General features: G+C 69.8%; 14 protein-coding genes. 9 read left to right on the forward strand and 5 right to left on the reverse strand.

The features are described from left to right. Positions 1–44 precede the first annotated feature (44 nt). On the reverse strand, positions 45–1,031 hold the full coding sequence (glpX, locus tag LK09_RS05505) for a class II fructose-bisphosphatase (RefSeq protein WP_039396975.1): 987 nt from the start codon (positions 1,029–1,031) through the stop codon (positions 45–47). 202 nt (positions 1,032–1,233) lie between these two features. On the opposite strand from glpX, the gene fbaA reads away from it, so the two are divergent. Further along, positions 1,234–2,265, forward strand: a complete 1,032-nt coding sequence (fbaA, locus tag LK09_RS05510; RefSeq protein ID WP_039396977.1) for a class II fructose-bisphosphate aldolase — start codon at positions 1,234–1,236, stop codon at positions 2,263–2,265. 73 nt (positions 2,266–2,338) lie between these two features. Here fbaA and LK09_RS05515 read toward each other — a convergent pair whose 3' ends face one another. From LK09_RS05515 to LK09_RS05525, 3 genes are read right to left on the reverse strand one after another with little or no spacing between them, the layout of a single operon-like run. Next, entirely contained in the window at positions 2,339–2,890 is a 552-nt protein-coding gene (locus LK09_RS05515) for an MOSC domain-containing protein (protein WP_039396978.1), read from the reverse strand. Positions 2,891–2,915: 25 nt separating this feature from the next. Further along, complete coding sequence (locus tag LK09_RS05520; RefSeq protein WP_039396981.1) at positions 2,916–3,488, reverse strand: DUF6264 family protein; 573 nt, start codon at positions 3,486–3,488, stop codon at positions 2,916–2,918. After that, positions 3,485–4,519, reverse strand: coding sequence for a 4-hydroxy-3-methylbut-2-enyl diphosphate reductase (locus LK09_RS05525; protein ID WP_082008144.1), 1,035 nt, complete (start codon positions 4,517–4,519; stop codon positions 3,485–3,487). The genes LK09_RS05520 and LK09_RS05525 overlap by 4 nt, the downstream gene beginning before the upstream one ends. A 65-nt stretch (positions 4,520–4,584) precedes the next feature. On the opposite strand from LK09_RS05525, the gene xseA reads away from it, so the two are divergent. The 8 genes from xseA (at position 4,585) to LK09_RS21385 (ending at position 11,747) form a co-directional block, all read left to right on the forward strand. Next, entirely contained in the window at positions 4,585–5,835 is a 1,251-nt protein-coding gene (gene xseA, locus LK09_RS05530; RefSeq protein ID WP_039396984.1) for an exodeoxyribonuclease VII large subunit, read from the forward strand. Positions 5,836–5,845: 10 nt separating this feature from the next. Beyond that, the gene (locus LK09_RS05535) at positions 5,846–6,073 is read left to right on the forward strand and encodes an exodeoxyribonuclease VII small subunit (RefSeq protein ID WP_039396986.1); all 228 of its coding nucleotides are present in this window, start codon (positions 5,846–5,848) and stop codon (positions 6,071–6,073) included. Then, entirely contained in the window at positions 6,073–6,711 is a 639-nt protein-coding gene (locus LK09_RS05540) for a DUF4245 family protein (protein ID WP_039396988.1), read from the forward strand. Before LK09_RS05535 ends, LK09_RS05540 begins: the two co-directional genes overlap by 1 nt. After that, on the forward strand, positions 6,708–7,361 hold the full coding sequence (locus tag LK09_RS05545) for a carbonic anhydrase (RefSeq protein WP_039396990.1): 654 nt from the start codon (positions 6,708–6,710) through the stop codon (positions 7,359–7,361). Before LK09_RS05540 ends, LK09_RS05545 begins: the two co-directional genes overlap by 4 nt. 45 nt (positions 7,362–7,406) lie before the next feature. Further along, positions 7,407–8,795, forward strand: coding sequence for a class II fumarate hydratase (locus LK09_RS05550; protein WP_039396992.1), 1,389 nt, complete (start codon positions 7,407–7,409; stop codon positions 8,793–8,795). 34 nt (positions 8,796–8,829) lie between these two features. Beyond that, entirely contained in the window at positions 8,830–10,344 is a 1,515-nt protein-coding gene (locus LK09_RS21725) for a sensor histidine kinase (RefSeq protein WP_039396994.1), read from the forward strand. Continuing rightward, complete coding sequence (locus LK09_RS05560; RefSeq protein WP_039396996.1) at positions 10,341–10,994, forward strand: response regulator transcription factor; 654 nt, start codon at positions 10,341–10,343, stop codon at positions 10,992–10,994. Before LK09_RS21725 ends, LK09_RS05560 begins: the two co-directional genes overlap by 4 nt. 324 nt (positions 10,995–11,318) lie before the next feature. Beyond that, positions 11,319–11,747 carry a hypothetical protein gene (locus LK09_RS21385; RefSeq protein ID WP_156138652.1) on the forward strand — a complete coding sequence of 143 codons (429 nt, stop codon included), beginning with the start codon at positions 11,319–11,321 and terminating at the stop codon, positions 11,745–11,747. Between the two features lie 30 nt (positions 11,748–11,777). Here the strand turns inward: LK09_RS21385 and LK09_RS05570 are convergent, their stop codons facing one another. Next, positions 11,778–13,124, reverse strand: a complete 1,347-nt coding sequence (locus LK09_RS05570) for a PhoH family protein (RefSeq protein ID WP_052226576.1) — start codon at positions 13,122–13,124, stop codon at positions 11,778–11,780. Positions 13,125–13,130: the final 6 nt, after the last annotated feature.

Below are 13,130 nucleotides of genomic sequence, written 5' to 3' on the forward strand. Positions count from 1 at the left end.
GATTCTGGCAGGCGACCCTGCGTGGTGTGTGAATGGCGCGCTCCTCACAGCCATTTGGAGACGAGGTGCTCCGACGAGATCCGGCGGAGGGTCCCCGACTTGCCGCGCAGCACCACGCTCTCGGTGAAGATGTACTCCCCGCGGCGCTGCACGCCGGCAACCAGCTGCCCGTCCGTCACACCCGTGGCGACGAAGATCGTGTTGTCGCCCTTGACCAGGTCGTCCGCCTCGTAGACGGTGTCGAGCTTCAGACCGGCATCCAGCCCGCGCTGACGCTCCTCGTCGTTGCGCGGCGCCAGGATGCCCTGGATGTGTCCGCCGAGCGCCTTGATCGCGCACGCCGTCACGATGCCCTCCGGGCTGCCGCCGATGCCCACGCACATGTCGGTGCGGCTGTCATGCCGCGCGGAATTGATGCCGCCGGCGACATCGCCGTCGCTCAGCAGGCGGGTACCGGCGCCGGCTTCGCGGATGTCCTCGATGAGCTGGTCGTGGCGCGGGCGGTGGAGCACGGAGACCACCATCTCGGACACCGGCTTGCCGAGGGCCTTCGCCAGCCGACGGATGTTCTCGCCGATCGGCAGGCGGATGTCGACCACCCCGACTCCGGCCGGCCCGGTGACGAGCTTGTCCATGTAGAAGACGCTCGACGCATCGAGCATCGTGCCGCGGTCCGACACGGCGAGCACCGAGATCGCGTTGTTGCGGCCGGCGGCCGTCAGCGTCGTCCCGTCGATCGGGTCGACCGCGATGTCGCACTGCGGCCCCTGCCCGTTGCCGACGCGTTCGCCGTTGAAGAGCATGGGCGCGTCGTCCTTCTCGCCCTCGCCGATGACGATGGTTCCGTCGAAGTTGACCGTGGTGAGGAAGGCGCGCATCGCGTCGACCGCGGCACCGTCGGCGACCTCCTTCTGGCCTCGACCGACCCACGGCGTGGCGCGGATCGCCGCCGCCTCCGTGGCGCGCACCAGCTCCAGCGCGAGGTTGCGGTCGGGGTGCAACGGGCTCATATCGGCAGTCAGGCTCACCATGAGGCCAGCCTATCGAGCGTGCTTCCGGCAACCAGGGCGTACGCGTGCCGGGCGGTTGTAATGTTTGCCGATCTTTATCGTCTCGGCCGCGAAAAGCGCCCGCAAGCCGCAGCCCGATAGAGTGGGCCGAGGACGCCCGGCGCTCAGCCGCGGTCGCCCTCTCTGAACCCTCCCCGCTGAGCCTGCCAAGGAGCCGAGGACCATGCCCGTCGCCACCCCTGATCAGTACGCCGAGATGCTCGACCGCGCGAAGGCAGGCAGCTTCGCCTACCCCGCGATCAACGTCTCCAGCTCGCAGACCATCAACTCCGTCCTCCAGGGCCTGACCGAAGCCGGCTCCGACGGCATCCTCCAGGTCACCACCGGCGGCGCCGACTACTTCGCCGGTCACACCGTCAAGGCGCGCGCCACGGGTGCCATCGCAATGGCCCGCTACGTGACCGAGGTCGCGAAGAACTACCCGATCACGGTCGCCGTCCACACGGACCACTGCCCGAAGCCGGCCCTGGCCGACTTCGTCCTGCCGCTCATCGAAGCCTCCGAGGAGGAGGTCCGCGCCGGACGCAATCCGATCTTCCAGTCGCACATGTGGGACGGCTCGGCGGTCCCGCTCGACGAGAACATCTCCATCGCGCAGGAGCTCCTCCCCCGCATGAAGAACATCAACGCCATCCTCGAAGTCGAGATCGGCGTCGTCGGCGGCGAGGAGGACGGCGTCAAGCACGAGGGCTCCAACGAGGCGCTCTACACCACCACCGCGGATGTCGCGAAGGCCGTCGAGGCCCTCGGCCTGGGCGAGAACGGACGCTGGATCGCCGCCCTCACGTTCGGAAACGTCCACGGCGTCTACAAGCCGGGCAACGTGAAGCTGCGCCCGGAGCTGCTGGGCGAGATCCAGGAGGGCATCGCCGCGCAGTTCGGCACCGGCCCGAAGCCGCTCGACCTCGTGTTCCACGGCGGTTCGGGCTCCACCGACGAAGAGATCGCACTGGCCGTCTCCAACGGTGTCGTCAAGATGAACATCGACACCGACACCCAGTACGCCTTCACCCGCTCGATCGCCGGGTTCATGTTCCAGAACTACGACGGCGTGCTGAAGGTCGACGGCGAGGTCGGCAACAAGAAGGCGTACGACCCGCGCGCGTGGGGCAAGATCGCCGAGACCGCGATGGCCGCCCGTGTCGTCGAGGCGACGCAGCAGCTCGGCTCGCACGGACACTCGCAGAGCATCTGAGCCCAGACGAGGGATGCCCCCGGTCGCCACGACCGGGGGCATCCCTCGTTTCCACCGCGATGGATCGTCGCCGTCACTCCGGTCCGCGGTAGATGTCCAGGATCGTCGGCGCGTCCGCGGGCGCGGGGATGACGGCGATCTCGTCGCCCGCCTCGATCCGGCCCTTACGCACCACGCGCAGGTAGGCGCCGAGGCGCCGCTCGCGGGAGAAGCGCTTCACCCACCCTCGCTCGTCCTCGCCGCCGATCCAGCGGGCGAAGGTCTGGCAGGGTGTGCGCGGCAGGGTCACCTGAAGCTCGACGCTTTCGCCGATGCGCCAGATCTCACCGACCCGGGCGTTGCTCACGTCGAGGCCGGCGACCCGCAGGTTCTCCCCGAACATCCCCGCGGGGATGTCCCGGCCGAGTTCCCCGGCCCAGAAGTCGGCGTCCTCCTGCGCGTACGCGTACACGGCCTGATCGAGGCCTCCGTGGTGCTTGCGGTCGGCCTGGACGTCCGCGTAGACGCCATACGGCCCGACGCGCACACGGCCCGCGGCGGGCGCCTTGTCGATGGCCGTCACACCGACGGCTCCCGCATCGGAGTGCAGCCGGCGAACGGCGCAGACGGCGAGAAGCCGGGGCATCCCGCCACCCTGCGGGGCAAACGGCTCAGCCACCGCGGTTCTGCAGAAGGTAGGCGGAGATGGCCGGGTCGCCGAACAGCGGAACCACCACGCAGACGAACACGACGGCGTAGGTCACCGCCGCACCGGCGAGCGGCACCCACCACGCGATCTTCCCTCGTCGCAGACGACGCAGCGACAGGGTGAGCGTGCACAGGTAGCCCGCGATGAGCACCACTGTGGCGACGACACCCCACACCTGGGCGGCGGACGTGTTGGTGAAGGTCCCCGGGATCCCTTGGAGCGCCATCGTCTGGGTTGCGAGCGCCGACAGATTGAGGAACTGCGGGATCGACAGCACGACGTTGACCGCGCCGAAACCCAGGAGCATCAAGCTGACGAGCCGGTCGGCAGCGTGCGGCTGTGCGACCTGCTGTGCCCGGCCCGAGGGCGACGGTGGCACGGCCGGAGGGGGCATACGGGAGAACGGCGGTGCGCCCGGAGTCGGCGGAGCGGGCGGCTCGGACGCGGGTTCACGGATGTGCGCCCGCTGCTGCTCGGGGGTCGCGTATTCGCCGAACTGCGGCCGCGGACGCCGGTCACCGTTCGGGTCGGTCATCCGCGTCCCCGTCCGCCGAGTGCGCGCTCGTCGCGCTGCCCTGAGGAGTCCTGACGGAGTTCCTTCGGCAGCGAGAACATGAGGTCCTCCTCGGCGGTGCGCACCTGCTCGACGTCGCGGTAGCCGGCGTCCGAGAGGGCCTCGAGCACCTCTTGCACGAGCACCTCCGGCACGGAGGCGCCGCTCGTGACGCCCACGGTCTCGACCCCCTCGAGCCACGCCTGCTCGACCTCGTTCGCATAGTCGACCCGGTGCGCGGCCTTGGCGCCGTGCTCCAGGGCCACCTCGACGAGGCGCACGCTGTTGGAGGAGTTCGCCGATCCGACCACGATCACCAGGTCGGCGTCCCGGGCCACCTTCTTGATCGCGACCTGGCGGTTCTGGGTCGCATAGCAGATGTCGTCCGAGGGCGGATCGTGGAGCTCGGGGAACCGCTCGCGCAGGCGCCGCACGGTCTCCATCGTCTCGTCGACCGAGAGCGTCGTCTGGGACAGCCACACGACCTTGGAGGGGTCGCGCACCTCGACGGTGTCCGCCTCTTCGGGCGAGTTCACCACCGTGACATGATCGGGCGCCTCGCCGGCCGTGCCTTCGACCTCTTCGTGGCCGGTGTGGCCGATGAGCAGGATCTCGAAGTCGTCGCGCGCGAAACGCACGGCCTCGCGGTGCACCTTGGTGACCAGGGGGCAGGTCGCGTCGATCGCGTGGAGGCCGCGGTCGGAGGCCGCCTCGACCACGGTCGGCGCGACTCCGTGGGCGCTGAAGACCACGTGGCTGCCCTCGGGCACTTCGTCGACCTCGTCGACGAAGATGGCCCCCTTCGCCTCCAGCTCGGTCACGACGTGGATGTTGTGCACGATCTGCTTGCGCACGTACACCGGCGCCCCGTAGCGTTCCAGCGCCTTCTCGACGGCGACGACGGCCCGGTCCACCCCCGCGCAGTATCCGCGCGGGGAGGCGAGCAGAACCCGCTTGGGGCCACCCACCGAGATATCCTTGAGCCGCCCGCGAACCTGCGGGACACGGGGCATCGAGAGCTGAACGGTCACCCTCCGATTCTACGGTGCGCCCCTCCGCGCCCGGTCAGAAAGGCACCATGACGACGACCGCAGCCACCGTCGCGCCCCGCGACTCCACGGCCGACGCCCCCACGTCGGTCGCCCGGCTGAACGAATCCATCCACGGATTCATCGAGCGGTGGGGCTCGGTCTGGGTCGAGGGCGAGGTGACGTCGTGGAACGTGCGCGGCGGCCACGTCTTCGGGCGGCTCAAGGACGCCACCGGCGACGCGCACATCGGTTTCCGGGTGTGGGCGACGACCCGCCGCCGGCTCGGAGCGGATCTCAAGGTGGGCGACCACGTCGTGCTGTGCGTCAAGGCCGACTACTTCGTCAAGACGGGCGAGTTCGGCTTCACGGTCTCCACCTACCGGCACGTCGGTCTCGGCGAGCAGCTCGAGAGACTCGAGCGCCTGCGCGCACAGCTGCGCGCCGAAGGCCTGTTCGATCCGAGCCGGCGCAAACCCCTGCCGTTCCTCCCGCACTGCATCGGACTGATCACCGGAGAGAAGTCGGATGCCGAGCGCGACATCCACCGCAACGCCGAGCTGCGCTGGCCGCACGTCCGGTTCCGCACGATCCACGCGGCCGTCCAGGGCGATCGGTGCGTCCCGGAGAACCTCGCGGCGCTGGCGAAGCTCGACGCCGATCCGGACGTCGACGTCATCATCATCGCGCGCGGCGGCGGCGACCCACAGACGTTGCTCGGGTTCAGCGATGAGCGACTCGTGCGCGCCGTGGCGGCGGCATCCACGCCGATCGTCAGCGCGATCGGCCATGAGAACGATCATCCACTCCTCGACGACGTCGCCGACCTTCGCGCCTCGACCCCGACCGACGCCGCCAAGCGCGTGGTTCCCGACGTCGCCGAGCAGCGCGCGCTCGTCGCGGAGTGCCGATCCCGGATGCTGCGTGTGCTCACCCAGCGGATCCGCCACGACCAGGAGCGCCTCGAACACGTGCGATCCCGGCCGGTGCTGCGCTCCCCCGAGACGATGATCGCGTCGCGGGCCCAGGAGCTGCAGCTGCTCGTCGACCGCGGGCGTGACGCCACGGACCGGCGGCTCCAGACCGGCGGGCGCCAGCTCGGCGAGCTGCGCGCCACCCTGCGCGCCCTGGCTCCCGGTGCGACGCTCGCCCGCGGCTACGCGATCGCGCACCTCGCCGACGGCACGATCCTCCGCTCGGCCGCGCAGGCGCCGGCGGGGGCCGAGCTCACCGTCACGGTCGAGCACGGGTCGGTCGGAGCCGTGTCGACGGGCGAAGTCGCCGAATCGGCGGGCCCGTAGACTGGTGGACATGACCGAAGCGAACGGCGCCGCGGATGTGGCGACCCTGACGTTCGAGCAGGCGCGCGACGAGCTGATGCACGTCGTCGCCGAGCTCGAACAGGGCGCACCGACCCTCGAGCAGTCGCTGTCGCTCTGGGAGCGCGGCGAGGCCCTCGCGAATCGCTGCGATGAGTGGCTCGTCGGCGCACGCCGCCGACTCGACGCGGCCCGGGGCCCTGCGGAGGGCGACGCCTGATGGCATCCGGACCCCGCATCGTCGCCGAACTGGGCCGTCCCGAGACCCCCGACGAGACTGCGACCCGCAAGGCCGAGTCGTCCCGGATCTACCGCTCGAGCCAGACTTTCCGAAACCTCATCGCCGCGCTCATCGCGACGCTCGCGATCGTCTTCGTGGTGACCGCGATGGTGCCGCGCGGCAACATCACGGCGCCGGAGAAGATCGACGTCGCCGCACAGGCGCAGCGCGTGGCCTCCGGTTACGGCTCCACGCCGATCGTGCCGAAGGTTCCCTCGTCCTGGCACGTGAACGCCGCGGCGATGTCGGGCGATGAGATCCCCACCTGGACCATCACCTACCTGCCCGGTTCGCAGGGGTTCCTCAACGTCGCCCAGGGGTTCGGCGCAGACAGCGCATGGGTGGCGCGTCTGCTGCACAACGCGCCGAGCACCGGGACGGTCGCCATCGACGGAATCGACTGGACCCGCTACGTCATCAGCGATCCGCAGCAGGCGGGCAACATCTCGTATGCTCTCGGCACGACGGCCGGCAAGGACCGCGTGCTCATCTACGGCGCGACCGACCCGACGAGCGCGGCCACCGCCGCGAAAGCCCTGACCGATCAGATCCGCGCCCTGCGTGAAGGAGCCTCATGAACGATGTCCGTCCGACGCCGCAGCAGGCCTGGGATGCGATGCGATCCGGCAACGAGCGGTTCGTCGCCGGCGAGCCGCGCCATCCTTCTCAAGACGTCGAACGCCGCCACGAACTGACCGCCGGGCAGCGCCCCATCGCGGCGCTTTTCGGATGCGCGGACTCGCGCCTCGCCGCGGAGATCATCTTCGACAAGGGACTCGGCGATCTCTTCGTCGTCCGCAATGCGGGCCAGGTGCTCGGCGAGTCGGTCCTGGGCAGCATCGAGTACGCCGTCGCGGTTCTCGACGTACCGCTGATCGTCGTGCTCGGGCATGACGAATGCGGTGCGGTGCGCGCCTCGATCGACAGCACCCGCCAGGACGCCCCGGAGCTTCCCGCGCACGTCTGGCGGCTCATCGCCCCGATCGTCCCCGCCGTCCACCGGGTGATGCGGGCCGAGCCCGGCAGCACCCCGCTCACGGTGGATGCCGAGCAGGTCGGGCGCGAGCATCTCCGCGACACGATCGCCGAGATGCTGCATTCCTCCGAGGTCGTCTCGCGCGCCGTCGCCGAAGAACGCCTCGCCATCGTCGGCGCGAACTACCGTCTCGAAGAGGGACGCGCGGAACCGCACATCATCATCGGGCCCATCTCCGACGCGGGGCTCTGAATCGCATGCATACACGCGCGGCCACGGCCGCAGGAAGGCACGAGCATGACTGAATACCGCATCGAGCACGACACCATGGGTGAAGTGCGGGTGCCGGCATCCGCCCTCTACAGCGCGCAGACGCAGCGCGCCGTGGAGAACTTCCCGATCTCCGGCAAGGGTCTCGAGTCGACGCACATCGCCGCGCTGGCGCGCATCAAGAAGGCCGCCGCACTCGCGAACGCCGAACTCGGCGTGCTCGACGGTGCCATCGCCGAAGCCATCGCGGGTGCCGCGGACGAGGTCATCACCGGCGTGCACGACGACCAGTTCCCGGTCGACACGTACCAGACCGGCTCCGGCACGTCCTCCAACATGAACATGAACGAGGTGCTCGCGACCCTCGCCACGCGCCGCCTCGGCGCGCCGGTGCACCCGAACGACCACGTCAACGCGTCGCAGTCGTCCAACGACGTCTTCCCGACCTCGGTGCACATCGCCGTCACGCAGGCGCTCATCGACGACCTCATCCCCGCCCTCGACCACCTCGCCGTCGCCCTCGAAGACAAGGCCGAGCTGTGGAAGGACGCCGTCAAGTCCGGGCGCACGCACCTCATGGATGCCACGCCGGTCACGCTCGGCCAGGAGTTCGGCGGCTACGCGCGCCAGATCCGCCTCGGCATCGAGCGGGTCCAGGCGGCCCTCCCCCGCGTCGCCGAGGTCCCGCTCGGCGGCACGGCCGTCGGCACCGGGATCAACACGCCGCTCGGGTTCCCGCAGAAGGTCATCGCCCTGCTCGCGGCGGAGACCGAGCTGCCGATCACCGAGGCCAAGGACCACTTCGAGGCTCAGGCGAACCGCGACGGCCTGGTCGAGGCATCCGGCGCCCTGCGCACCATCGCGGTGTCGCTCACGAAGATCAACAACGACCTGCGCTGGATGGGCTCCGGCCCGAACACGGGTCTCGGCGAACTTCACATCCCCGACCTGCAGCCGGGCTCGTCGATCATGCCCGGCAAGGTCAACCCGGTCATCCCGGAGGCGACGCTCATGGTGTGCGCGCGCGTCATCGGCAACGACGCGACCGTCGCGTGGGCGGGCGCATCCGGCTCGTTCGAACTGAACGTCGCGATCCCGGTGATGGGCACGGCCCTGCTCGAGTCCATCCGGCTCCTGTCGAACGCACTGCGCGCGCTCGCGGACAAGACCATCGTCGGCCTGCAGGCGAACGTCGAGCGTGCCGCGGCCTTCGCCGGGATGTCGCCGTCGATCGTGACGCCGCTGAACAAGGTCATCGGCTACGAGGCGGCCGCGAAGATCGCGAAGCACTCCGTCGCCAAGGGCATCACCGTCCGTGAGGCCGTGATCGACCTCGGATACGTCGAGCGTGGCGAGATCACCGAGGCGGAGCTCGACTCCCGCCTCGATCTGCTCTCGATGACGCACGCAGGCTGATCCGCCGATCGGCCTCCGAAGCGAGGATCGCGCCGTGGAAAGCACACGTCAGCCGGTTTCGGCCCGTGCCCGCATCCTCGGCGCGATCCTCGCGGTCGCGTGCATCGGCCTGGCGGTGGTCGGCAGCGTGACGTTCATCGTGCAGCGGGAGCGCGCCTTCGCGGACATCGACAAGCGCCTGGATTCACAGGTCTCGAGTCTCCAGTCCGTCGCCGCGGCCGGGACTCCCACGGTCGCACCCGACCCCGCTCTCACACCCGCCACCCCGCTGAACATCCGCGACTACCCGTCGGTCGATCTGTACCTCAAGAACGCCGTGAGCCTGCTCGTCCCCGGTCCCAACGAGGCTTCGCTCGCCCTCATCGACGGGACGGCCCGCTACCGGCCCACCACGCTGTCCGGCTTCGACATCTCGCGGGACACCGCCTTCATCCACCGGGTCGTCGCCGAGACCAGGACCGCGCGAACCGCCGTGCGCGGCACCGCCACCACGCCCCAGGGCGCGCTCCGCTACATCGCGGTGCCCGTGACCAAGCCGGGCGATCCGGAGCGCGGTGTCTACGTGCGCGCCGTCAATCTCGACCGAGAGCTCGCACCGGTCAGTGCGTCGGCCCTGACCTACGCCTTGGCCGCCCTCGTCATGCTCGCCGCCATCGGCACGGTCGGGTGGTTCGTGGTCGGACGCCTGCTGTCGCCGATCCGCCACCTGCGCGACACCGCCGACGCCATCACGCTCACCGACCTCGGGGCCCGCATCCCCGAGCAGGGCAACGACGACATCTCCGCCATGACGCGGACGGTGAACTCGATGCTCGACCGCCTCGAGGGCTCGGTCGACGTGCAGCGACAGCTGCTCGACGACGTCCGGCACGAGTTGAAGACACCCATCACCATCGTCCGCGGACACCTCGAGGTGATGGATGCGACCGACCCCGACGACGTCCGATCGACGCGCGAGATCGGCATCGCCGAACTGGACCGGATGACGCGGCTCGTCGAGGACATCGATGCGCTCGCCTCGGTCGAGGGCGCCGACGTCCTGACCGTCTCGGATGTCGACGTCACGGCGCTCACCCGGCGGATGGGCGACCTCGTCGCGGTCATCCCCGGACACACGTGGGCCATCGCCGCGATCTACAACGGCGTCGTGGCGGGCGACGCCGACCGCTTGCTGCAGGCATGGCTGCAGCTCGCCGACAATGCCGCCAAGTACACCCCCGAGGGCAGCGCGATCGACCTCGGCAGCGACGCCGACAGCTCACACGTGCATCTGTGGATGCGCGACCACGGGCCCGGCATCCCTCCGGCGGCACGTCATCGCATCTTCCGACGTTTCGACCGCGCCGGCGGAAGCCGCGGGATCAGCGGCTCCGGACTGGGGCTCGCGATCGTCGATGCGATCGCGCGTGCGCACGGCGGGTCGGTCGCCGTCACCGACACGGCCGGCGGCGGAGCGACCTTCACGATCGCGCTGCCCCTGCGCGCCGAACATCTCCCGTCGCCCGTGCGCGCAGGCGACGTACTCCTACAACGAGAGGCCGTGGAATGACCCGCATCCTGATCGTCGAAGACGAGCCGCACATCGCGTCGTTCGTCGCGCGCGGACTCCAGCACGCCGGCTACGAGAGCGTCATCGCCGAAGATGGCGCCGAAGGCCTGGCGCGCGCCCGTCGCGGCGACATCGACCTGGTTCTCCTCGACGTCGGCCTGCCGGTCATGGACGGCTTCGAGGTGCTGCAGACGCTGCGCGCAGACGGCCTGCGGATGCCGATCATCATGCTGACGGCCCGCACCAGCACCCACGACACGGTGCTCGGTCTGGATGCCGGCGCCAGCGACTACGTGCGCAAGCCCTTCACCGTCGATGAACTTCTGGCGCGCGTGCGCTCGCGGCTGCGTGAGGCGGAGGTGCAGCGCGGACCCCTGCTGCGCGACGGGTTCCTGCTGGATCCGGCGACTCGTCGTGCCAGTATCAACGGGCGCGACGTCGACCTGTCCGCGCGGGAGTTCGCACTGGCCGAGGAGTTCATGCGCAACGCCGGCGAGACCCTTTCCCGCGAGCACCTCCTCCGACAGGTCTGGGGCATGGATTTCGATCCCGGCTCCAACGTCGTCGACGTCTACGTGGGATATCTGCGCACCAAACTCGGCCACGGGCGCATCACGACCGTTCGCGGCGCCGGCTACCGCTGGGAGTAGTCCGCCGCGCGCGTCGCCGGCGCAACGAAGAAGCTCCCGGTGCTGGGGACACCGGGAGCTGGAGTGGCTGAAGCTGGGGACTTCAACCGTCAATCGCGCGCATCTGGGGAGTGCGGCGATTGCCCTTTCTTCGATCCGGCTGCGGAGCTGGGGGACTCCTTCTTGCCGGATTCATGACCCGTCACGAGGACGGGGGCCTGTGCGACGCGCTGCAGAGCGCGCGGATGCATCGTCTTCTGTTCGGTCGAAGCGTTGCCTCGACCGTGGTGCTTGGACTTCGACTTGGAGGTCTGCGCCTGCGCGGGGTGTCCGGCGGACGCCTGCTTGGAAACCGCCGACGAGGACGAATCCGTCTCGGTCGGAGTTGCCGGATGCGACACCGGTGCGGACACTGTCGCGGCTTCCGGCGCCGGCACCAGCTCGGCCGTGGTCGAAGTCCTCTTCGAGGGCGTGGACGACGTGCCGGCCGCAGCGGTGCTGGGCTTCGGCGTCGCCGTGGTGACCGAGCCTGCCGGGAGGGTGATCGTGGATGCCGCCAGTGCCTGCCCCGTGCTGTCGCGCAGAGCGGCGGCATCGGTGATCGTCACGGCGGACGCCACGGCAAGAGTGATGACCGCGACGGCTGCGCCGCCGATCACCATCGAGTGCCGCGATTCCACTTGGTTTTCTCTCCCCTTTTCGGCAGACGCGACCACCCGCGCCGTCACTCAATCATCGCGCACTTCGCGGGGTGATTCGTCGTTTTCGGCGTGAGACCTTTCTCACATTGACGACGCACAGCCGTCACGAAAGCTCGCCCGCCTCCAGCAGCCGAGTCACGAGTGCCGCGACCGCCGAACGCTCCGAGCGCGTCAGCGTCACGTGGCCGAACAGCTCGTGGTCTTTCAGCGTCTCGATCACGGAGGCGACGCCGTCGTGACGCCCGACGTGCAGGTTGTCGCGCTGACCGACATCGTGCGTGAGGACCACGCGGGAGTTCTGCCCGATCCGGCTCAGCACCGTCAGCAGCACGTTGCGTTCGAGCGACTGCGCCTCGTCGACGATCACGAACGCGTCGTGCAGTGTGCGTCCGCGGATGTGCGTGAGAGGCAGGACCTCGAGGATGCCGCGCGCCATGACCTCTTCGACGACGTTGCCGGAGACCACCGATCCGAGGGTGTCGAAGACCGCCTGCCCCCAGGGGCTCATCTTCTCGGCCTGGTCGCCGGGCAGATACCCGAGTTCCTGACCGCCCACCGCGTAGAGCGGCCGGAACACCACGATCCGGCGGTGCTGCTGCCGCTCCAGGACGGCCTCCAGTCCCGCGCAGAGCGCCAGGGCCGACTTGCCGGTGCCGGCGCGGCCGCCGAGCGACACGATGCCGACCGACGGGTCCAGCAGCAGATCGATCGCCAGACGCTGCTCCGCACTTCGTCCGTGCAGGCCGAAGACGTCACGGTCGCCCCGCACGAGGCGGTACTGCCCGTCGGCGTCGGTGACCCGGCCCAGCGCCGACCCGCGCTCGGAGTGGATGACCAGGCCGGTGTTCACCGGCATCCCGCGAACGGCATCGCTCGAGGCGATCTCGGTCTCGTACAGGTCGCTCATCTCGTCGCCCGAGATCGAGAGCTCGGCGACGCCGGTCCAGCCGGACTCGATGACCTGGTCGGCGCGGTACTCCTCGGCGGACAGCCCCGCAGCCGACGCCTTCACGCGCATCGGCAGGTCCTTCGAGACGACGGTGACGTCCTCTCCGTCCTGGGCCAGGGTGGCCGCGACGGCGAGGATGCGGGTGTCGTTGTCGCGAAGCCGCATCCCACCGGGGAGCGCCCCGGCGTCCGCGTCGATGAGTTCGACCCGCAGCGTGCCGCCGTCGCCGATGGGCATCGGCATGTCCAGGCGTCCGTGCTCGATCCGGAGGTCGTCGAGGTGTCGCAGCGCGCGCCGGGCGAAGTAGCCGAGCTCGGGGTCGTGACGTTTCCCCTCGAGTTCGACGATCACCGCGAGCGGCACCACCACGGTGTGCTCGGCGAAGCGGAAGAAGGCCCCGGGGTCGCTCAGCAGCACGGACGTGTCGAGAACGTACGTCCGCACCCCCTGTGGCGTCCCGGCTTCGTGCGAGTGCCCGGTGGCCGGGACCTCCTCGCGGATCGAAGC

The sequence above is a fragment of the Microbacterium mangrovi genome (genome assembly GCF_000802305.1).
GTDB classification, from domain to species: domain Bacteria; phylum Actinomycetota; class Actinomycetes; order Actinomycetales; family Microbacteriaceae; genus Microbacterium; species Microbacterium mangrovi.

Bases quoted from the DNA above. Each gene is read 5' to 3' on its own strand.
- glpX (WP_039396975.1), bottom strand. From the start codon at position 1,031: ATGGTGAGCCTGACTGCCGATATGAGCCCGTTGCACCCCGACCGCAAC.
- fbaA (WP_039396977.1), top strand. From the start codon at position 1,234: ATGCCCGTCGCCACCCCTGATCAGTACGCCGAGATGCTCGACCGCGCG.
- LK09_RS05515 (WP_039396978.1), bottom strand. From the start codon at position 2,890: ATGCCCCGGCTTCTCGCCGTCTGCGCCGTTCGCCGGCTGCACTCCGAT.
- LK09_RS05520 (WP_039396981.1), bottom strand. From the start codon at position 3,488: ATGACCGACCCGAACGGTGACCGGCGTCCGCGGCCGCAGTTCGGCGAA.
- LK09_RS05525 (WP_082008144.1), bottom strand. From the start codon at position 4,519: ATGCCCCGTGTCCCGCAGGTTCGCGGGCGGCTCAAGGATATCTCGGTG.
- xseA (WP_039396984.1), top strand. From the start codon at position 4,585: ATGACGACGACCGCAGCCACCGTCGCGCCCCGCGACTCCACGGCCGAC.
- LK09_RS05535 (WP_039396986.1), top strand. From the start codon at position 5,846: ATGACCGAAGCGAACGGCGCCGCGGATGTGGCGACCCTGACGTTCGAG.
- LK09_RS05540 (WP_039396988.1), top strand. From the start codon at position 6,073: ATGGCATCCGGACCCCGCATCGTCGCCGAACTGGGCCGTCCCGAGACC.
- LK09_RS05545 (WP_039396990.1), top strand. From the start codon at position 6,708: ATGAACGATGTCCGTCCGACGCCGCAGCAGGCCTGGGATGCGATGCGA.
- LK09_RS05550 (WP_039396992.1), top strand. From the start codon at position 7,407: ATGACTGAATACCGCATCGAGCACGACACCATGGGTGAAGTGCGGGTG.
- LK09_RS05560 (WP_039396996.1), top strand. From the start codon at position 10,341: ATGACCCGCATCCTGATCGTCGAAGACGAGCCGCACATCGCGTCGTTC.